The following is a 19050-nucleotide window of genomic DNA, read 5'->3' on the forward strand; positions in this document are numbered from 1 at the left end:
TTCGTTGTCGTCTTGCGTCTTTTCACGTTCGGGCCTTCGTCAGGACGGCAGATAGGTCGTGATGCCCGGGCCGTAAGGCAGTCCCAGCAGATAGAACGCGGTCAGCAGCAGGATCCAGATACTCAGGAACGCCAGGGTGTAGGGCAGCATCAGTGACATCAGCGTGCCGAGGCCGGCGTCCTTGTCGTATTTCCGGATGAAGGTGAGCACCACGATCATGTACGGGTTGAGCGGCGAAATGATATTGGTCGACGAATCGGCGATGCGGTAGGCGACCTGCACGAACGCGGGGTGATAGCCGAGCTGCATGAACATCGGCACGAACACCGGCGCTTCCAGTGCCCATTTGGCAGAGCCGCTGAAGATCAGCAGGTTCATGCAGGCGGTGAAGACGATATAGCAGAGAATGACCGGGAATCCGGTGAAGTCCATGGCCGTCAGCAGGTCGGCGCCGTTGACCGCGATCCAGGTGCCGATGTGCGACCAGTTGAACCAGGCGATGAACTGCGAGGCGGCGAAGATCAGCACGATATAGCTGCCCAGGTCGCGCATCGCTTCGGCCATGTTCTCGGAGATGTCGCGGGAGCGCTTGATGCGGCCCACGGTGATCCCCCAGGTCACGCTGACGGTGATGAAGAAGAACAGAATGATGGGGATGATGCCGCTGAGGAACGGTGATGGAATCAGGCTGCCATCCGCACCGCGCAGCGGCGAGTTCGGCCAGAACAGCAGCGTGGCGATGGCGGCGACGTAGACCAGTGCGGCGATGCCGGTATTGCGCAGACCGCGACCGGCGTTTTCCGGCTCGTTGTTTTCGACCTTGTCGACATCGCCCTGATAGGTGCCGAGGCGCGGTTCGATGACGCGTTCGGTGACGACGGCGGCCACGATGGTGAGCACGAACACGGAGACGCAGTTGAAGTACCAGTTGTCCACCGGGGTCACGGTGATGTCGCTGCTGACGATGCGTGCCGCTTCGGTCGAGATCCCGGAAAGCAGGGCATCGGTGCCGACGATCAGCAGATTGGCGGTGAAACCCGCCCCGGCGCTGGCAAAACCGAGCGCCAGACCCGCGATCGGATGGCGTCCCAGCGAGTGATAGACCATGGCGGCCAGCGGTGGCAGCAGGATCAGCGAGGCGTCGGAGGCGACGTTCATCATGATGCCGGTGAACGCGACGGTATAGGTCACCAGGCGCTTCGGCGCCGACAGGATCGTATGACGGATCAGGGTTTCCAGCAGGCCCAGTTTCTCGGCCAGACCAATGCCGAGCATCATCGACAGCACCAGTCCGAGCGGGGCGAAGCCGGTGAAGTTGTCGAGCATAGAGTCAAGAATGAACCGGATACCCTCGCCGGAGACCAGGCTGCGGATCGCTTCCACTTCCCCGCTGCCGGGGTGTTCGACGGTGGCACCCGCAGCGGCGAACAGTGCCGAGGCGATCAGCACGACCAGGGCGAGAATCACGAAGATCATGAACGGGTCGGGGAGGCGATTGCCGAAACGCTCGATAGCGTTCAGCAACCGGATCGACAGCCGCGGGCGCGCGGCGTCGCGGGAGGCGGTCGCTTCCATGGGACACTCCTGAATCGATTGTTGTTGGATCGGTTGGGCCGATCGGATGTCATGTCGCGCTATGGCGTTGCTCGGAGCCGGCGGTCGGTTGTGTTATGGCACCTGGGCATCGAGCGGGGTCGCTGTCTGCGACCCGAAAACACAGTAGAACCGGCTCGAGATCTGCAAAAGATGTCGATTACTTTTTGGTGATAACCTGCGGTGATCATGAACATCGGAGTCCGTTGTCATGCAGTATCCGATCAAGCTCCATCAGATTCGCGCTTTCGTCGAGGTGTCGCGTCGCGGCAGCATTCGCGCGGCGGCGCGTGAACTGGGGCTTTCCCAGCCAGGGTTGACCAAGGCGATTCGGGAACTGGAAGAGGGTCTGGGGGCCGCACTGCTGCTGCGGACCTCCCACGGGGTGACGCTGACCGAGTCCGGGCGCGCCTTCGAACAGCACGCTCATCTGATTCTCGAAGAACTGCGCCGGGCGCGCGAGAACGTCGAACAGCTGAACGGCATGCTGCGCGGCCAGATCGTGATGGGAGCCTCGGCGACGGTAGCACGCACGCTGCTGCCTCAGGTGGTCGGCCGCTTCCGGCGGGAACTGCCCAACGTGAAGTTGCGCGTGATCGAGGGCCAGTTGTCGTCGATGGTGGCGGGGCTGCGCGACGGTGAGCTGGATTTTTCGATCAACACCGTTTCCAGCGGCGTGCTCGACAACGACCTGGAGGCGTTGCCACTGTTCTCGAAACCGTTCGTGGTGGTCATGCGCCGCGATCATCCAAAGAGCGGGGCGCGGCGACTCAGCGAACTGATCGACTGCGACTGGGTATTGCCCACCGCGCGCAGCGGCTACTACGCCGATCTGGCCGACACGCTGGAACGCCACGGATTTTCGCGTGATCAGGTCAGCGTGGTGTGCGACTCCTTTACCACTTCGCTCAATCTGATCCAGCACAGTGACATGGTCGGCGCCTTTGCCAGCGAAATGACTGCCCAGCACGGCATGGGTGAACTGGTGGAGCTGACGCTGGACGATTCGCTACCGATGGCGACCTTCCACATGATCAAACGCCGTGGCGTGCCGCTGACGCCGGTGGCCTCGCAGCTGGCGCGGCTGTTCGAGTTCGAGAGCCGGGGCGCTTGAGCCGTTCGCGAATCAGCTCGCCTTGCGGGCCGCCGTGGGGCTCTCCACCGGTTCCTCTTCGACGCCATCGAGGCGGTCGGCGCGCCGCAGGACAGGGAAGCTCCACATCCACAGACCGACGATCGCCAGCGTACCGACGGAACCGATGACCGCGGCCGGCACGGTGCCGAACCACGACGCGGTGACGCCGGATTCGAACTCCCCGAGTTCATTGGAGGCGCCGATGAACAGCATGTTGACGGCGTTGACCCGGCCGCGCATCTCGTCCGGCGTCGCCAGCTGCAAGAGCGTCAGGCGGACGTAGACGCTGATCATGTCGGCGGCGCCCGCGATCAGCAGGGCGCCGAACGAGAGCCAGAACCAGTGGGAGAGCGCGAAGACCAGGTTGGCGAGGCCGAACACGGCGACGGCGGCGAACATGATCATGCCGGCATGGCGCTTGATGGCGCGCACGCCGAGATAGAGCCCCATCAGAAAGGCGCCGATGGCGATGGCGCTGCGCAGGGCGCCGAGTCCTTCCGGGCCGACATGCAGAATTTCATGGGCGTAGACCGGCAGCAGCGCAACGATGCCGCCGAACAGTACGGCGAACAGGTCCAGCGAGATGACGCCGAGGATTACCGGCTTGTTGCGGATGTAATGGATGCCGGCGGTAAAGCGCTGCCAGGCGGTATCGTCGGTCTGGATGCGCTCGAAGGCATAGCGCACCGGCACGCCGGCCAGCGCCAGTTGGGCGACGAGGAAGCAGCCCAGATTGACGCTGTAGGTCAGCGTCGGGCCGAAGGCGTACAGCAGGCCGCCGAGCATGGGGCCGCCGATCACGCCGATCTTCATGATCGAGGAGTTGAGGGCGATCGCCTTGCCCAGTTGATCGCGCGGCACGATCTGCGGCAGCAGGCTCTGCAGCGTCGGCCCGGTGAAGGCCCGGGCTGCGCCGAACAGCACCAGCACCGCGTAGAACGGCACCGCGGAGTCGGGTTGTTTCAGCGATAGCAGAATCAGCAATCCACTGCAGAGTGCCTGGGCGGCCCAGCTGAGTTGCAGGATTCGCTTGCGGTCGAAACGGTCGACGACATCGCCGGCCGGCAGCAACAGCACCACCATGGGCAGGAACTGGGCCAGGCCGACATAGCCCAGCGTCAGCGGGTCGTGGGTAATGTCGTAGACCTGCCATGCCACCACGATCGCCTGGATCTGCATGGCGAAGACCGCACAGACGCGCGAGGCGAGAAAGGGGGCGAAACCGGGCTGGCGATAAACGGGGCTGTCGGGACTGTCGGTGGTGTCTGCGGGCATGGTGACCTGGTCGTGAGGCAGGGGAGCGGGGCGCGAATTAGCACGCTAATGGCTAGAATAGTCCAAGCATACGCCGTCCTGTGGCAAAAAGCCGCTGGTGGATGGCATGGCCCCCTTGTTTCGCGACAGTCATCTTCTCGCGACAGGCGCTCTTCAGGACAGACACGCCTTGATAGCGGTTCCGGTTTGTCAAACGAGGGCTTTGGATAACGCCGGGTAATGACCGAGCGGGCGGTTGCCCCAAAGTGGCGCAATAGAGGTATTCATCGACGTTTTTTCGACTTCTTTTGGAGCGAGGGCGAGCGTATAGTTCGCTCGCTCTCGACCTCGTGTCTGGCGCGCCTTCGAGGTATCGAACCGTTATCCGGAGAGAGGCGTCACAACGCGAGCGTCTTATCCTGTTCTAGTCTATCCATTGGGAATCGCCGGCTCCGCGCCTGCTGCGCACCGGCCTTGTTCGAAGTGCATTTTCGAGGTTCGTGGCCTTATGTCTCGGCAGTTGCTTTCCATGGCGCTGGCACCGCTACTCGGTCTTTTCATCCTGGGTATCGGCAATGGCTTCCTGGCATCGTTGATTACCCTGCGTCTGGACGCCGCCGGTGAATCCGTCACCACCATCGGCTGGGTGTCCGCCGCGTACTACATCGGTCTGGCGATCGGTGCGCTGTTGAACGATCGGCTGTTGCTGAGAATCGGCCACATTCGCGCCTACGCCTGCTTCGCATCGCTGGTCGCGGTAACCGTGCTGCTGCAGGGGCTATGGCTCAACGCCGAGCTGTGGTTCACGCTGCGCCTGATCGGCGGGTGGGCGACGCTGGGTGTCTATCTGGTCATCGAAAGCTGGTTGCTGACCGCGGCCGACACGCGGGTTCGTGGCCGGCTGCTGGCGCTCTACATGATCGCGCTTTACGGCGCCGGGGTGATCGGGCAACTGCTGCTGGGCGTGGCGGACCATGCCGGCGCCAGTCAGCCATTCATGATCATCGCCATGCTGGCGTCGCTGTCGGTGCTGCCGCTGGGCATGATCCCGCGGGTGTCGCCGCTGATCGAGCATGCCGAGCCGCTGTCGCCCTGGCGGCTGATCACCGTCACGCCAACCGGCGTGATGGGCTGTTTCGGCTCAGGGCTGGCGGTCTCGGCCATCTACAGCCTGCTGCCGCTCTATCTGCAGCGCAATGGCTTCGAAGTGCAGCAGATCGGCGAGATGATGGCGATCGTGATTCTTGGCGGCATGTTGCTGCAGTATCCCATCGGGCGCTGGTCCGATCGGCATGACCGCCAGATCGTACTGATTCTGATCGGTGTCGTGCTGGCGGTGCTGTGTGGCGGGGTGATGCTGCTGCCGGATCTGCCCGGCCTGCTGGCGGCGGTGCTGTTTCTGGTGGGCGGCGGTGTGTTCGCGCTCTATCCGGTGGCGGTGAGCCATGCCGCCGACCGCGCACCGGCCGGCGCGCTGGTCCGCATGAGCCAGGGGCTGCTGCTGATCAATGCGTTGGGGGCGACCCTAAGCCCGCCGCTAATCACGCCACTGATGACGCATACCGGCAACGCGGGATTGTTCATGGCGCTGGCCGGGCTTGGTGTGGTGCTGGTGGCATTCTTCGTCTGGCGTCGGAGCCGGCGCCCGGCGCCGATCCCGGTGGCGCCGTTCACCTCCAACCCGCAGCAGTCGGTGGTGGGCGCCGAACTCAGCGTGACCGACGAACTGGTGCAGGGCGCGATCGAGCACGAACACCAGGAAGACCTGTCGCAGCTGGTGCCGGACGTGGAAACGGCGCTTCCCGATGACATGGGTGGCGATAGAGACGACGACGTGGAAGACGACCCGGCGACTGCCACGGCGAAAAGCCGAGAAAGTGTCATCAGCCGTTAGACGTCGGCGACCCGACTAGCGGGCCGGATCGATCACGCCGCCCAGCGAGGCATTGCGGCGGAACCAGCCGGCGATGCTGACGCGTGGCTGTCGAGTCGGCAGCACCTCATGAGGGATGCGGTCGGAGAGAAAGCAGGCGAAGGTGCCGGCCTCCGGGTGTACGCGGGCGACCTCGCGCTCGGGCTCGTGTTCGTCATAGAGCGCCATTTCGCCACCGCCGTCGGCCGGCCAGTCCGGATTGAGATAGAGCACGGTCGAAATGACGCGGTTGGCCCGGCCGCGAAAGCTGTCGTAGTGCTTGCGGTAGAAGGCGCCCGGCGGATAGTGGGCAAAGTGGGCCTCGAACTCGAACAATCCGGCATAGAGCGCGAGGTTGATCTGCTGCTGGAGTTCGCCCATCAGCGCCAGGTAGCGTCGCTGCGCCAGGCTTTCCCGATCCAGCCAGTGAATGGCGTCGCCGCGAATGTCGCGCCGCAGCATGCGCTCGTCCCCACGGCCGATGGCCGCTTCCTGAAGCGCCGCCTGCCGATGCAACAGCTGCAGTTCCTCCAGCAGTTCCCGGCATAGCTCCGCGGCCAGAAACCGCTCGCCGACGTACCAGCCGCGTTCCACCAGTCCGTCGATCAAGGCGGGGAGCTGGGCGCTGTCCCAGAAGGCGTGATGGGCGTCGTTGGGTGTCATGAAGCTCTCACTCGAGAATCTTGCCAGGCTGGCCGGACCGTGATGCGGTCTGGCGTCGGCGCTGTGGATGGTAGCGCAACTCCCCTTGCGTGGGTTTGCGGTCCAGCGCGATATCGCTTTCGAAACCCACGGCCAGCAACTCCACCAGCATCATGGCCGACAACCCCCAGATCATGCGGTCCTCGAAAAGATAGCTGGGTACGTACCAGGGCTGGTCGTCGACCGGAATGACATCAGTATGGCTACGATGGTCATCGATGAAGTGGCGCAGGGGAACCTCGAAGATCGAAGCGATTTCACCCGGCTCCGCCTTCAGCGGCAGGTCTGGCTCGACCAGACCGACGAAAGGCGTCACGCGCAGGCCATGGAGCGAGATCACGTCGCTCAGACGCCCGATGACATCGACCTGTCCAGGCTGGAGGGCTATCTCCTCGTGGGTTTCCCGCAGTGCCGTGGCGAGCAGATCCCGGTCTTCCGGCTCCCGCTTGCCGCCCGGGAAGGCGACTTGGCCGGCGTGCTGGGTCAGATGCGCGGTGCGCTGGGTGAACAGCAGCGTTGGCTCGGGGCGCGCGACGATGGGGAGAAGCACGGCCGCCTGAGGGTAGGCGCCGTCCAACCGACGCGGGCGATGTGCTTGCAGGCGTTCACGGACTTTCTCTAACATGCGATTTGACTCAACAGACCCTGGACTGACCAACGTGCCGATCGACGGTGCCTGGCGGCTCCTGCGAACTCGAAACCCTCCGACACGCGAGGCGTTATAAACCCGAGACTCTATGAACTACTGTAGCCATTGCGGCCATACCGTGCGTTTCGCGATTCCGGACGGCGACGACCGCCCCCGGTTCCTGTGCGATGCCTGCCATACCATCCATTACCAGAATCCGCGCATCGTGGCCGGCACGCTGCCGGTAGCCGGGGAGCGCATCCTGCTGTGCCGTCGCGCCATCGCGCCGCGCAAGGGCTTCTGGACGCTGCCGGCGGGGTTCATGGAGAACGCGGAAACCGTGGAGCAGGCGGCGCTGCGGGAAACGCGAGAAGAGGCCCGCGCCGTCGTCGACGATCCGACACTTTATACCCTGATTAGCCTGCCGCACATCAATCAGGTGTACATGATCTTCCGCGGCGATCTCAACGGCGATTTCGCCGCCGGGCCGGAGAGTCTCGAGGTCGAGCTGTTCGAGGAAACGCAGATTCCCTGGGACGAGCTGGCTTTCCCCACTATCGAGCGCACGCTGCGCCACTTCTTCGATGATCGGCGTCGGGGCACCTTCGAGCTGCACCTCAGCCAGATCGGCAAGGAGGAGAGGGAGCGTTACCTCGGCTCCGCCTGAGAACCTGTTCACAATCTGCTACACCCATTTTCGCCTGGTTTGATCCTGGCTCGCGAGATCGTGAACGGGTTCTGAGCGCGCCCTCGGGCCGCGAGATGGCGATCCTGTCTCGGACCGATCTTGTCAAATTTAGGGCAGGGAATCCGGATCGCTCAGCGGCCAGACATCGTAGGCCGGTTCTTCATAGGGATGCGCGTCGATCAGCGCCTTGATCGCCGCGCGTATCCGCTGATCCTCGCAGACCAGTTCGACCCGATACTCCTCGACGCTTTCCAGCGCACCGACGTCACCGATATGAGGCTGGGCGCCGGGGAGCGGCCGGAACTGGCCCACGCCACGGATCTGGAAACAGCACGCCTCGTAATCGCCGATGCGCCCGGCGCCGCTGGCGAACACCGCGTCCTTGACGCACTCCAGGTGGGATTCGGGAACGAAGAAGGCCAGTTTGTACATGAGGTCGTCGGCTCCGGATTCGGTCGTGGCGGTGGGCCGCATCCGGCGATGATGGCATAATGAGCCGCGCTCCGACAGCGGCCTGCTGCGCCCTTTGCCGAGGGCCGGGCCCTGCCGGGAATGAACTGTCCGAAATGAATCGAGCCGATCGGAAGCCTTGGCGATGTGGAAATGGGTCATTGTGGTATTGGTTGTCATGCTGGGGCTGATGCAGTACCGGCTGTGGTTCGGCGAGGGCGGCATCCGGGAATTCAACGATATCCAGGCGCGCGCCGATGCCCTGGAAGGCACCACCGACAGGCTCGAGGCGCGCAACGACCGTCTCGCCGCCGAAGTCGTCGACCTCAAGAACGGGCTCGATGCCATCGAGGAGCGGGCGCGTAGCGATATCGGCATGGTCCGCCAGGACGAACAGTTCTTCTGGGTGACCGGTGTCGACGATCCCGGCAACGGCCCCGCCGCCAGCACGGGGGGCGCACAGCCATGACCTTGTGGTTGATCGTGCCCGCCGCCGGTCGCGGCCAGCGCATGCAGGCCGACCGTCCCAAGCAGTATCTGACGCTGCAGGGCAAGAGCGTGCTGGCGCGCACGCTCGAACGTCTGCATCAGGCCTTCCCCGAAGCCGCGCTGCGGCTGTGTCTCGATCCCGACGACGAATACTTCGACCCCCGCGACGTTCCTTTCGAAGACTGGCAGCGTGTCGGCGGCGGTGACCAGCGCGCCGATACGGTGGGCCGCGCCCTCGCGACGCTGGTGGAACAGGCGGCGGACGACGACTGGGTACTGGTGCATGACGCCGCCCGGCCCTGCGTGCGGCTCGAGGATCTGCAGGCACTGCGGGAAGCGCTCGAGGACGAGGCGATCGGCGCGCTGCTGGCGACCCCGGCGGCCGACACCATGAAGCGCGCCGATGAGCGCGGACGAATCAGCCACACCGAACCGCGGGACGGCCTCTGGCACGCGCTGACACCGCAGGTGTTCCGCTTCGATCTGCTGCGCCAGGCGCTCGATGCGGCTCTGGCCACCGGCATGACGGTGACCGACGAAGCCTCGGCGATCGAAGCCATGGGGCTGGCGCCGCGACTGGTCGCCGGCAGCCGCGACAACCTCAAGATCACGCATCCCGAGGATCTGGCCATGGCGGCGCGCATACTCGCCGTGCAGTCGGAAGCCGCGTCGGGATCGGCGCCGACCGTCAGCGGGCAAGGAGCCGTCAGCGGGCAAGGAGCCGTCAGCGGGCAAGGAGCCGTCAGCGGACAAAAAGGAGTGGAAGCATGAGTTTCAGGATCGGTCACGGGTTCGACGTGCATCGCTTTGGCGAGGGCGATCATCTGATGATCGGCGGGGTTCGCCTGCCGTTCGACCGCGGCTTCGTCGCCCACTCCGATGGCGACGTGCTGCTGCACGCGATCAGCGATGCGCTGCTGGGCGCCTGCGCGCTGGGCGACATCGGACGGCACTTTCCGGATACCGATCCGGCCTGGAAGGGCGCCGACAGCCGAGCGCTGCTGCGCCACGTCGTCGCGCTGGTGCGCGAGGCCGGCTATCGGATCGGCAATCTCGATGCCACGCTGATGGCCCAGGCGCCGCGCATGGCCGAGTCGATCCCGCTCATGCGCGAGACGATCGCCGCCGACGTGGACGTCGAGCTGGGCGCGGTCAACGTCAAGGCGACGACCACCGAGCGGCTCGGATTTACCGGGCGCGGTGAAGGCATCGCCGCGGAAGCGGTGGTACTGCTGGTCGCGGACGCTCGATGAGCGAACCCTCGATGTCTTCGGCCGACGCCTGGCCGCCGAACTGGCGCTATGTCGCGGGCGTGCCGGCTGCCACCGGCGAGTATCGCCAGCGCCCTGAAGACTTCCAGGTCGAGGAGCAGTTCGATTTCGCCCCGGAGGGCCACGGCGAGCACTGGTGGCTGTGGCTGGAGAAGCGCGGGATGACCACGCCGGATCTGGCTCGCCTGCTTGCCCGCGCGGTCGATATCCCGGTACGGGACGTGGGCTTCAGCGGGCTCAAGGATCGCGACGCGGTGACACGGCAGTGGTTCTCGCTGGCGCTGCCCGGTCGCGAGCCGCCTGCGGAGTGGGACGCAGGTTTGGCCGAACGCGGCGTCCGCTGTCTCGAGGCGGCGCGGCATCCGCGCAAGCTGAAACGGGGCGTACACCGCGCCAACCGCTTCCATCTGAGAATCCGGGGCGAGGCCATCGACGCGGCGGAGACCCGCGCGCGCTGGGACCGCCTGGTGGCCGAGGGTGTGCCCAACTATTTCGGCCCGCAGCGCTTCGGCCCGGCGGGGCGCAACCTGCAGCGCGCTCGGCAACTGCTGGCTCGGGGCTGGCGCAAGCGCCAGGATCCCCAGGGGTTACTGCTCTCCACCGCTCGCAGCTATCTTTTCAACCAGGTGCTGTCGGCGCGTGTTGCCGACGGCACCTGGTGTGTCCCGCAGCCCGGCGACGTGCTGAATCTGAACGGCACCGCGAGCCGCTTCGCCAGCGCGCAGGTCGGCGAAGACCTGCTGGCCCGCGCCGAGGCCGGCGACTTGCACCCCACCGGGCCGCTGTGGGGCGTCGGCCGGCTGGAGAGCGAAGGCGAGGTGGCCGAGCGGGAAACGGCCATCGCCACCGGCCATGCCGAGCTGAGCGACGACCTGGTCCAGGCCGGGGCGCGGCACGACCGGCGGCCACTGCGGCTGCGGCTTGGGGAGGCCGAGTGGGAAAGGGAAGAAGAGGCGGTTCGGCTCTCCTTCACCTTGCCGCGAGGCGCCTTCGCCACTTCGGTGCTTCGTGAACTGTTTCGACACCCCACGCTGATCTGACGCCGCCGGTATCGATCATCATCCAGGAGGAAAGAAGATGCGCAGACTGTTGTTGTCCAATGACGACGGTGTTCATGCTCCGGGATTGAGAGCCCTGGCCGGCGCGCTGGAAAACCATGCCCGGCTGAGAGTCGTGGCGCCGGATCGAGACATGAGCGGCGCCAGCAACTCGCTGACACTGACGCGGCCACTGGCGTTGACCGCGCTGGACAACGGGTTCTACAGCGTCGACGGCACGCCGGCGGACTGCGTCTATCTCGGCGTCAACGGGGTCTGGGAGGAAAGGCCCGATCTGGTGATCTCCGGGATCAACCATGGCGCCAATCTGGGGGACGACGTGCTGTACTCGGGCACCGTCGCCGCGGCCATGGAAGGGCGCAACCTGGGCATGGCGGCGCTGGCCATTTCGCTCTGCGGGCAGCGCCATTTCGAGACCGCCGGACGGGTGGCCGCCAGTCTGGTCGGGGCCGCGGAAAACCTGTCGCTGCCGCCGCGCAGCCTGCTCAACGTTAACGTGCCGGACCTGCCGTGGAGCGAGATTCGCGGATTCCGGGTGACCCGGCTGGGGTATCGCGGTCCGGCATCGCGGCCGATCCACATGAAGGATCCGCGCGGGCGCGACCGCTACTGGATCGCGGCGGTTTCGGAAAACGCCGACGACGCACCCGATACCGATTTTGCGGCGATCGAGGCGGGCTTCGTCTCGATCACGCCGCTGCAAACCGATCTGACCCGTCATGAAACGCTGAACGACGTACAGGGCTGGCTGGATGGTCTGTCACACGCCTGAAGAATTGAGCGGTGTCGGCATGACGTCGCAACGAACCCGCAATCGCATGGTCGAACGTCTATCGGCCGGCGGGATTCGTCATGCGCAGGTGCTGGAGGTGATGGCGACGGAGCCGCGTCACCTGTTCCTCGATGAAGCCCTGGCCCATCGCGCTTACGAAGACACCTCGCTTCCCCTGGGGTTGGGGCAGACGCTGTCCCAACCCTGGATTGTGGCCCGGATGAGCGAGCTGGTCGCGCTGGCCGAGCCGCAACGGGTGCTGGAGATCGGCACCGGCTCCGGCTACCAGACGCTGATCCTGTCGCGCCTGGTCAAGAGCGTCTGGAGCGTGGAGCGTATTGCGGCGCTGCAGTCCCGCGCCCAGCAGCGCCTGGCGCGGCTGGGTGCGCATAACGTCCATCTGCGCCACGCCGATGGCGCCATGGGCTGGCCGCAGGCGGCGCCGTTCGATGTCGTTCTGCTGACGGCGTGCGCCAGCGAGCTTCCCCAGCCACTGCTGTCCCAGTTGCGGGATGGCGGTGTACTGATCGCGCCGCTGGAAGACCGCGAAGGGCGCCAGTGGCTGACCCGGGTGCGTCGGCGTGGACAGGCGTTCGATCACCAGCGTCTCGAAGAGGTGCGTTTCGTACCGTTGCTTGAGGGAGTCATTCGTTGAAGCGCATTGCAAAAACCGTATTGAAAGGCATGGGCATGGGAGCGGCGGATGCCGTGCCGGGCGTCTCGGGCGGCACCATCGCCCTGGTCGTGGGGATCTACGAGGAACTGATCGAGACCATCAAGCGCTTCGGCCCCGGTGCGCTCGGCGTCTGGCGCCGACAGGGGCTCGCCGGGCTGGCCGTCTATCTCAATCTGCGCTTTCTGGTGCCGCTGGTACTGGGCATCGGCATCAGCCTGGTGACGATCGCGCATCTGGTGACCTGGTTGATGACGCATCACGAGCTGCTGCTCAATGCGTTCTTCTTCGGCCTGGTGCTGGCATCGGCTTGGGCAGTCATGCGACAGGTCGGTCATTGGCGCTGGCGCTACCTGCTTCCAGTATTGGCTGGGCTCTCGATCGCGGCGCTCTTGCCGAGCCTGCTGCCGGACATGAGCCGGGCGGGCGATGGCACCCTGTTCGTGGCCGGCGCGATCGCCATCAGCGCGATGCTGTTGCCGGGCGTGTCGGGCAGCTTTCTGCTGCTGGTGATGGGGCTTTATGGCACCGTGATGAGCGGCATCAAGAATTTCGATGTCGGGCTGATCGCCATCTTCGGCGCCGGCTGTCTGCTGGGGCTGTTCACCTTTTCCCGCCTGCTGTCCTGGCTGCTGCGCCACTATCATGCGATCACGCTGATGGCGATCGTCGGTTTCATCCTGGGTTCGCTGCCGCAACTCTGGCCCTGGAGGCAGATTGCAAGCTACCGCCTGGGCGCCGATGACCAGCAGGTGGCGCTGGCTTATCACTACTTGATGCCTGCGGATTACGCTGCGGTAACCGGGCAACCGTCCCAGTGGCTGCTGGCGGCCGTGTTGATCATCATCGGCATCGTGGTGGTAATGTGCCTGGGAGAGCGCAGGAAGACATCGTCATGACATGACGCCTCGATTTCCTTCTGCCCGCTTTCCGTCACGAAAAAAGGAATTTTTCTATGAGCAAGCGTCGAACTGCACTGTTACTGGGGCTTCTCCCCGTTGTCGCCGTCGGGCTGAGCGCCTGCACGTCCTCGAGCGGCCGGCCGCAGGTGCAGGACCTCTCCATCAGCCGCAATAGCGAGCCGAGTTCGACCTACACGGTCAAGAACGGTGACACGATCTACGGCATCGCCTGGCAGAATCGGGTCGATTTTCGCGATCTGGCCCAGCTCAATGGCATTTCGCCGCCCTACCGCCTGGAGCCGGGACAGCAGCTGCGGCTGAAGCCGGGTGCCAGTGTCAGCGGCGGCCAGGCTGTGGCCAGCCGCGGTGTGGTCGCAACGGGGCTCGGTTCAGGTAGCGGCGCTGGCTCGTCTCAATCCGCGACGGGACAGGTCGACAACCCATCCTGGCTGCTGCCCGCGGAAGGAAGTGGCGCCACGACCGACGCCGGCAATGCCGGTTCGGGCAATGCGCAAAGTGCTTCGCCGCAGGGCGGGCAAGCCGCCGGCAGCAATGCCTCGTCTTCTGCGCCGGGCCCCGTCACGGCGCAGAACGGCAAACAGGACGTCGCTGGCAAGGGATCGTCGCAGGGCGCCTCGGTGGCCAGTACCGATACGCGCTCCGGGCAGACCGGCAACGCCGGTTCCGCTGCGAAACCCGCTGACACGGGATCGTCATCCTCTTCTGCTTCCATGAGTTCAGGCGGCACGCAGGCAGCATCCGGCAACGATGCGGGCACGGAAGTGGCCGGCGAGCCCAGCGGGGCGCCGGACCGTTCGGACCGGACCTACAAACCGGTCGAGAACGTGCCGTGGCAGTGGCCGGCCAGCGGCCAGGTGGTTGGCAGGTTCGACGATGATTCGAACATCACTCCCGGCATTGATATTGCCGGTCAAAAGGGGCAACCTGTCAAAGCAGCCGGACCAGGGATTGTGGTGTATGCCGGCGATGGCGTGCGGGGATATGGCAACCTCATCATCCTCAAGCACAACGATCGCTTCTTGAGCGCTTACGCACACAACGACTCGTTGAAGGTGAAGGAAAACGACGTCGTTGAGGCCGGAGAGACGATAGCTACCATGGGGCAGACGGATGCTGACCAAGTCGAGCTACATTTCGAAGTTCGCGTGAACGGACAACCTCAAGACCCACTGCAATACCTGCCTGCGCGCTGATCTTCGGATCGGCGCCCAAGACCGCTGTGACAGGGCTTTCTGGATCCAACGTCAGTGACCGCATTCGTACATCCGCATTCAACGTAGCCCTCCCGGAAGGCGGCGTCGAGGACGGTGTTCGAAAAGATGATTGGCGAGGCGCGGATCCAACGGCCCCTAGGGAAGTTCGAAACGGCAAGGAACATGCGATCGCCATGGAGCGGGATTGCCATGGCGAGGTACTCAGGTAGCCAAGATTGGGGGTAGTGGACATGAGCATGCTTGAACGGGAAATTCAGGATGTCGAGCTCGACGGTGTCGATACCGCAGAAGTCGATAGCGACGACACGGGTCGCAAGGATGATGAAAGCGCTTTCGAGAAAGCGTTGAGCCGTGAAGAAAACTCCTACCACCACAGTCTCGATGCGACACAGATCTATCTCAACGAAATCGGTTTTTCACCGCTACTGACGCCCGAAGAAGAAGTGCATTACGGCCGCCTTGCGCAGAAGGGCGATCCGGCGGGGCGTCAGCGCATGATCGAGTCCAACCTGCGCCTGGTGGTCAAGATCGCCCGACGTTATCTCAACCGCGGACTGTCGCTGCTCGATCTGATCGAGGAAGGCAACCTGGGCCTGATTCGTGCGGTCGAGAAGTTCGATCCGGAGCGCGGTTTCCGTTTCTCGACCTACGCCACCTGGTGGATTCGCCAGACCATCGAGCGGGCGTTGATGAACCAGACGCGCACGATTCGCCTGCCGATCCACGTTGTCAAGGAACTCAACATCTACCTGCGCGCGGCTCGCGAGCTGACCCAGAAGCTCGACCACGAGGCCACCGCGGAAGAGATCGCCGAGTTCCTCGACAAGCCGGTGAGCACCGTCAAACGCATGCTGGGACTCAACGAACGCGTCTCCTCGGTCGACTATCCGATGGGTGCCGAGAGCGACAAGCCCCTGATCGACACGCTGGCGGACGAGAACGAGGTCGGCCCGGAATCCAACCTGGTCGACGACGACGTCAAGCAGCACGTCGACGAATGGCTGGTCGAGCTGAGCGACAAGCAGCGCGAAGTCGTTCTGCGCCGCTTTGGCCTGCGCGGACACGAGGCCGCCACGCTCGAGGAGGTCGGCGAAGAGATCGGCCTGACGCGCGAGCGCGTGCGCCAGATCCAGGTCGAGGCGCTCAAGAAGCTGCGCCGGATGCTGGAAAAGCAGGGCCTGTCGATGGATTCGATCTTCGAATAGGCCGGTTCCGGGAACATGACGAATGCGCAAATGCCGGTGAAGACCGGCCATGCTATTGATCCGGTCGCATACATGCGGCATTGTATGTAAACCTCAAGCCGAGGCGTCAGCTGTGTTGCTGGCGCCTCGGTCGTTTGTTGTGTGGTCCCGGATGACGTCGACGGTCGTTGGCGTCTCGAGTCCGCCAGAAAAACAGCCATGATTGGGTTTCTGGGCGATGCCGACGACATCCGTGGCTTGTGGTGCATGCTTGCATGGACTCGCACAGCCGGATTCGTATCGTCACCAGTGCTCAACGATAGGATATTTCTCGATGTCGCCTCTCATCTCGTTGCCGTCGCGCTCTCCCCTGCGACATGCCATTTCGCTGCTGGTCGTGGCAGCGTTCGCCCCCTCGGTTCACGCGGCAGATCTCTTGACCATCACTCAGGACGCGCTAGAGCATTCGGCAACGTTGAATTCATCGCGTTCGACGTTCAAGAGCACCGAAGCGGGTCAGGATGTGGAACGCGGCGATCTGCTGCCGCAGGCCAGCGCCACCGGGAGTCTGTATCGCTATGACTCGCTGGAGAGTCAAAGCTACGCTGGTTCGAGCGGTAGCCAGGCCGCCGCCGGTACCGGCTCATCATCCAGCGGCGAGGATTACAACGGCAGCAGCATCGGTGTCAGCGTTACCCAGGCGCTGTTCGATGCCACCAACTGGTACGAGTACCAGCAGAGCAAGAAGCAGGTCGGCCAGCAGGCGCTGCAGCTGGAAATCGACCAGCAGCAGCTGCTCTACGATGTCTCCGAGGCCTATTTCGAGATTCTGCGCGCCAAGGAAGTGCTGGAAGCACGCCAGGCCCAGGAAAAGGCGATCGGGCGGCAGCTCGAGCAGTCCAGAGAGCAGTTCAACGTCGGCCTGGTGGCGATCACCGATGTCAACGAGGCCAAGGCTGCCTTCGACTCGGCACGTGCGCAGCGTATCGCTGCCAAGAGCGACCTGCAGGTGAGTTTCGAGACGCTCGAGCGCCTGACGGGGCAGCAGTACGACAGCATCGAAGGGCTCGATGACGAGCTGCCGATCCAGCCTCCCGTACCAGCCAGTCGCGACGACTGGGTCGAGCTGGCGCTGTCCAGCAGCCCGTCCATTCAATACGCCCAGGCTGCGGTCGAGCTGGCGAAATCCGGCGTCGATATCGCCGAGGCCGGCCACCTGCCGACGCTGGACGCGTTCGCGGATTACTCCTACTCGAACAACGACCGCGACGAGCTTCGCGGCCATAACGAAGACCTGCAGATCGGCGTGCAGGCCAACCTGCCCATCTACACCGGTGGTTCGACCAGCGCCGCGGTACGCGAGAACACCTACACGCTGGAAGCGACCCAGTACGACTTCGAGGACCAGCGTCGCTACACCATGCAGCAGGTGCGTTCCCTGTTTGCCCAGGTCAGCAACGACGTGGAATCGGTCGAGGCGCAGCGTGAAGCCATCGTCTCCAGTCGCAGTGCCCTGGAAGCGACACGAGCCGGATACGAGGTGGGGACGCGAAACATCGTCGACGTGCTGGATGCCGAGCAGTCGCTCTACGAATCCATCTCCAACTACGCCGACGCCCGTTACACCTACGTCACCGACCTGCTGCAACTGCGCCAGCAGACCGGCGTGCTGAATCTCGACGTGATCCGTGCGACCAACCGCTGGCTGCGCGACAGCAATCCCGTATCGCTGACGGAGGTCGACGATGCCGGCGTCTCGTCCTCCGTCGAGGATATCGGTGCGCGGCCCACGCCGCCGCCGGCGTCCTGATACGGCTCTGATCGCGTCCGCAGGAAGTCGCCTCGACGCCGCTGCCCCAGCAGCGGCGTCGTCGTTTCCGGAGGCAGCCTTTATCGTCTCCCGATGCCGCGAAGGCTGTCAGGCAGGGTAAAATGACCACGATCGACCGGTGGCAGCCGCCGGTTTTCCTCTGCCCGTTTCGAAGGAAGTTTCATGGCCCGGCCTCTCATCGCCGATATCGATCTCGACGCGCTGCGCCACAACTACGCCATTGCCAGCGAACTGGCACCCGGAAGCCGTTCCATGGCGGTGATCAAGGCCAATGCCTATGGTCACGGTGCCGTGGCGTGCGCCCAGGCGCTCGAGAGCGCGGCGCCAGCGTTTGCGGTCGCCTCGCTGGAAGAAGCCGAGAGCCTGCGTGAAGCGGGCATCCAGCGGCCGATACTGCTGCTGGAAGGCATCTTCGAGGTCGAAGAACTGGCCCGCGTCGAGGCCTTGCAGCTGTGGCAGGTCGTACACAGCGACTGGCAACTGGACGCCGTCCTGAACCATCCCGCCGCACAACCGTTGACGGTCTGGCTCAAGCTGGATTCCGGCATGCATCGGCTGGGTTACGATCCCGAGTCGTTCGCCGACCGCTGGGCGCGATTGAAGGCGGCTTCTCATCGAGTTCGGGATATCCATCTGATCAGCCACTTCGCCAGTGCCGATCAGGCCGATACGTCACAGTTCGAGCGCCAGCAGCGAACGATCGAGTCCGTCCGCCAGCGTCTCGAAGCGCCGGTCTGTATTGCCAACTCGCCGGCCACGCTGACCAGGCCCCGGACGCACGGACAATGGAATCGCCCCGGTGTCATGCTCTACGGCAGCAATCCGCTGGAAGGCGAACTGCCACCGGGCGTCTCGCTGAAGCCGGTAATGACGCTGCGCTCGCGTCTGATCGCCGTGCAGTCATTGTCCGGCGGGGAGCCGGTCGGCTATGGCGCGCGCTGGCACACCTCTCGCCCTTCCCGAATCGGCGTGGTCGCTGCCGGCTACGGCGACGGCTACGATCGCCACGCTGCCGACGGCACGCCGATACTGGTCGATGGGCAGCGCTGCCCGCTGGTGGGGCGCGTCTCGATGGACATGTTGACGGTGGACATCAGCCACCTGCCCGACGCCGGCATCGGCAGCGAGGTGGTGCTGTGGGGCCGAGGGCTGAGCGTCGACGAGGTCGCGGGCCACTGCAATACCATCGGCTATACGTTGCTGACCGGGCTGCTGCCGAGGGTGCCGCGACGTTATCACGAAGGCGCGTAGAGGCCGTTCGCTTCATTTCGCT

Annotated in this window: 19 protein-coding genes; 14 read left to right on the plus strand and 5 right to left on the minus strand. The window is 64.5% G+C overall.

What is annotated here, in order from left to right; translation table 11 throughout:
• Positions 1 to 39 precede the first annotated feature (39 nt).
• Complete coding sequence (locus tag R5R73_RS05520) at positions 40 to 1575, minus strand: AbgT family transporter (protein ID WP_322529068.1); 1536 nt, start codon at positions 1573 to 1575, stop codon at positions 40 to 42.
• A gap of 229 nt (positions 1576 to 1804) precedes the next feature.
• Between R5R73_RS05520 and R5R73_RS05525 the strand changes: the two genes are divergently transcribed.
• Positions 1805 to 2707, plus strand: a complete 903-nt coding sequence (locus tag R5R73_RS05525) for a LysR family transcriptional regulator (RefSeq protein WP_322529069.1) — start codon at positions 1805 to 1807, stop codon at positions 2705 to 2707.
• Between the two features lie 12 nt (positions 2708 to 2719).
• On the opposite strand, the gene R5R73_RS05530 is transcribed toward R5R73_RS05525, so the two are convergent.
• Complete coding sequence (locus tag R5R73_RS05530; protein WP_322529070.1) at positions 2720 to 4003, minus strand: MFS transporter; 1284 nt, start codon at positions 4001 to 4003, stop codon at positions 2720 to 2722.
• A gap of 487 nt (positions 4004 to 4490) precedes the next feature.
• Here R5R73_RS05530 and R5R73_RS05535 point away from each other — a divergent pair, with 487 nt between their 5' ends.
• Complete coding sequence (locus R5R73_RS05535) at positions 4491 to 5876, plus strand: MFS transporter (RefSeq protein ID WP_071230594.1); 1386 nt, start codon at positions 4491 to 4493, stop codon at positions 5874 to 5876.
• Between the two features lie 15 nt (positions 5877 to 5891).
• On the opposite strand, the gene R5R73_RS05540 is transcribed toward R5R73_RS05535, so the two are convergent.
• Together R5R73_RS05540 and R5R73_RS05545 are read right to left on the minus strand one after the other, a co-directional pair.
• Positions 5892 to 6557 carry a 2OG-Fe(II) oxygenase gene (locus tag R5R73_RS05540; RefSeq protein ID WP_110631589.1) on the minus strand — a complete coding sequence of 222 codons (666 nt, stop codon included), beginning with the start codon at positions 6555 to 6557 and terminating at the stop codon, positions 5892 to 5894.
• A 7-nt stretch (positions 6558 to 6564) separates the two neighbouring features.
• Complete coding sequence (locus R5R73_RS05545) at positions 6565 to 7221, minus strand: CoA pyrophosphatase (RefSeq protein ID WP_322529071.1); 657 nt, start codon at positions 7219 to 7221, stop codon at positions 6565 to 6567.
• Positions 7222 to 7333: 112 nt separating this feature from the next.
• On the opposite strand from R5R73_RS05545, the gene R5R73_RS05550 reads away from it, so the two are divergent.
• Positions 7334 to 7891: an NUDIX hydrolase gene (locus R5R73_RS05550; RefSeq protein ID WP_071230597.1), complete on the plus strand. Its 558-nt coding sequence runs from the start codon at positions 7334 to 7336 to the stop codon at positions 7889 to 7891.
• Positions 7892 to 8020: 129 nt separating this feature from the next.
• On the opposite strand, the gene R5R73_RS05555 is transcribed toward R5R73_RS05550, so the two are convergent.
• Positions 8021 to 8344 carry a YqfO family protein gene (locus R5R73_RS05555; RefSeq protein ID WP_322529072.1) on the minus strand — a complete coding sequence of 108 codons (324 nt, stop codon included), beginning with the start codon at positions 8342 to 8344 and terminating at the stop codon, positions 8021 to 8023.
• 163 nt (positions 8345 to 8507) lie between these two features.
• On the opposite strand from R5R73_RS05555, the gene ftsB reads away from it, so the two are divergent.
• The 11 genes from ftsB (at position 8508) to alr (ending at position 19028) form a co-directional block, all read left to right on the plus strand.
• Complete coding sequence (gene ftsB / locus R5R73_RS05560) at positions 8508 to 8831, plus strand: cell division protein FtsB (RefSeq protein ID WP_071230598.1); 324 nt, start codon at positions 8508 to 8510, stop codon at positions 8829 to 8831.
• On the plus strand, positions 8828 to 9622 hold the full coding sequence (ispD, locus tag R5R73_RS05565; protein ID WP_322529073.1) for a 2-C-methyl-D-erythritol 4-phosphate cytidylyltransferase: 795 nt from the start codon (positions 8828 to 8830) through the stop codon (positions 9620 to 9622). Before ftsB ends, ispD begins: the two co-directional genes overlap by 4 nt.
• Complete coding sequence (ispF, locus tag R5R73_RS05570) at positions 9619 to 10104, plus strand: 2-C-methyl-D-erythritol 2,4-cyclodiphosphate synthase (RefSeq protein ID WP_071230600.1); 486 nt, start codon at positions 9619 to 9621, stop codon at positions 10102 to 10104. Before ispD ends, ispF begins: the two co-directional genes overlap by 4 nt.
• Positions 10101 to 11162 carry a tRNA pseudouridine(13) synthase TruD gene (truD, locus tag R5R73_RS05575; RefSeq protein ID WP_322529074.1) on the plus strand — a complete coding sequence of 354 codons (1062 nt, stop codon included), beginning with the start codon at positions 10101 to 10103 and terminating at the stop codon, positions 11160 to 11162. The genes ispF and truD overlap by 4 nt, the downstream gene beginning before the upstream one ends.
• Positions 11163 to 11199: 37 nt before the next feature.
• On the plus strand, positions 11200 to 11952 hold the full coding sequence (gene surE, locus R5R73_RS05580) for a 5'/3'-nucleotidase SurE (protein WP_071230602.1): 753 nt from the start codon (positions 11200 to 11202) through the stop codon (positions 11950 to 11952).
• A gap of 19 nt (positions 11953 to 11971) precedes the next feature.
• Positions 11972 to 12607: a protein-L-isoaspartate(D-aspartate) O-methyltransferase gene (locus R5R73_RS05585; protein WP_244179800.1), complete on the plus strand. Its 636-nt coding sequence runs from the start codon at positions 11972 to 11974 to the stop codon at positions 12605 to 12607.
• The gene (locus R5R73_RS05590; protein ID WP_247643221.1) at positions 12604 to 13524 is read left to right on the plus strand and encodes a DUF368 domain-containing protein; all 921 of its coding nucleotides are present in this window, start codon (positions 12604 to 12606) and stop codon (positions 13522 to 13524) included. The genes R5R73_RS05585 and R5R73_RS05590 overlap by 4 nt, the downstream gene beginning before the upstream one ends.
• Before the next feature lie 56 nt (positions 13525 to 13580).
• The gene (locus R5R73_RS05595; protein ID WP_322529075.1) at positions 13581 to 14741 is read left to right on the plus strand and encodes a peptidoglycan DD-metalloendopeptidase family protein; all 1161 of its coding nucleotides are present in this window, start codon (positions 13581 to 13583) and stop codon (positions 14739 to 14741) included.
• Positions 14742 to 14992: 251 nt separating this feature from the next.
• A complete protein-coding gene (rpoS, locus tag R5R73_RS05600) occupies positions 14993 to 15967 on the plus strand; it encodes an RNA polymerase sigma factor RpoS (RefSeq protein ID WP_087717785.1) in 975 nt (324 codons plus the stop codon).
• Between the two features lie 313 nt (positions 15968 to 16280).
• Complete coding sequence (locus R5R73_RS05605; RefSeq protein ID WP_071231583.1) at positions 16281 to 17756, plus strand: TolC family outer membrane protein; 1476 nt, start codon at positions 16281 to 16283, stop codon at positions 17754 to 17756.
• 183 nt (positions 17757 to 17939) lie between these two features.
• Positions 17940 to 19028, plus strand: coding sequence for an alanine racemase (gene alr, locus R5R73_RS05610; protein WP_322529076.1), 1089 nt, complete (start codon positions 17940 to 17942; stop codon positions 19026 to 19028).
• The last annotated feature ends 22 nt before the right edge of the window (positions 19029 to 19050 follow it).

It is taken from the genome of Salinicola sp. LHM, assembly GCF_034479735.1.
GTDB lineage: Bacteria > Pseudomonadota > Gammaproteobacteria > Pseudomonadales > Halomonadaceae > Salinicola > Salinicola salarius.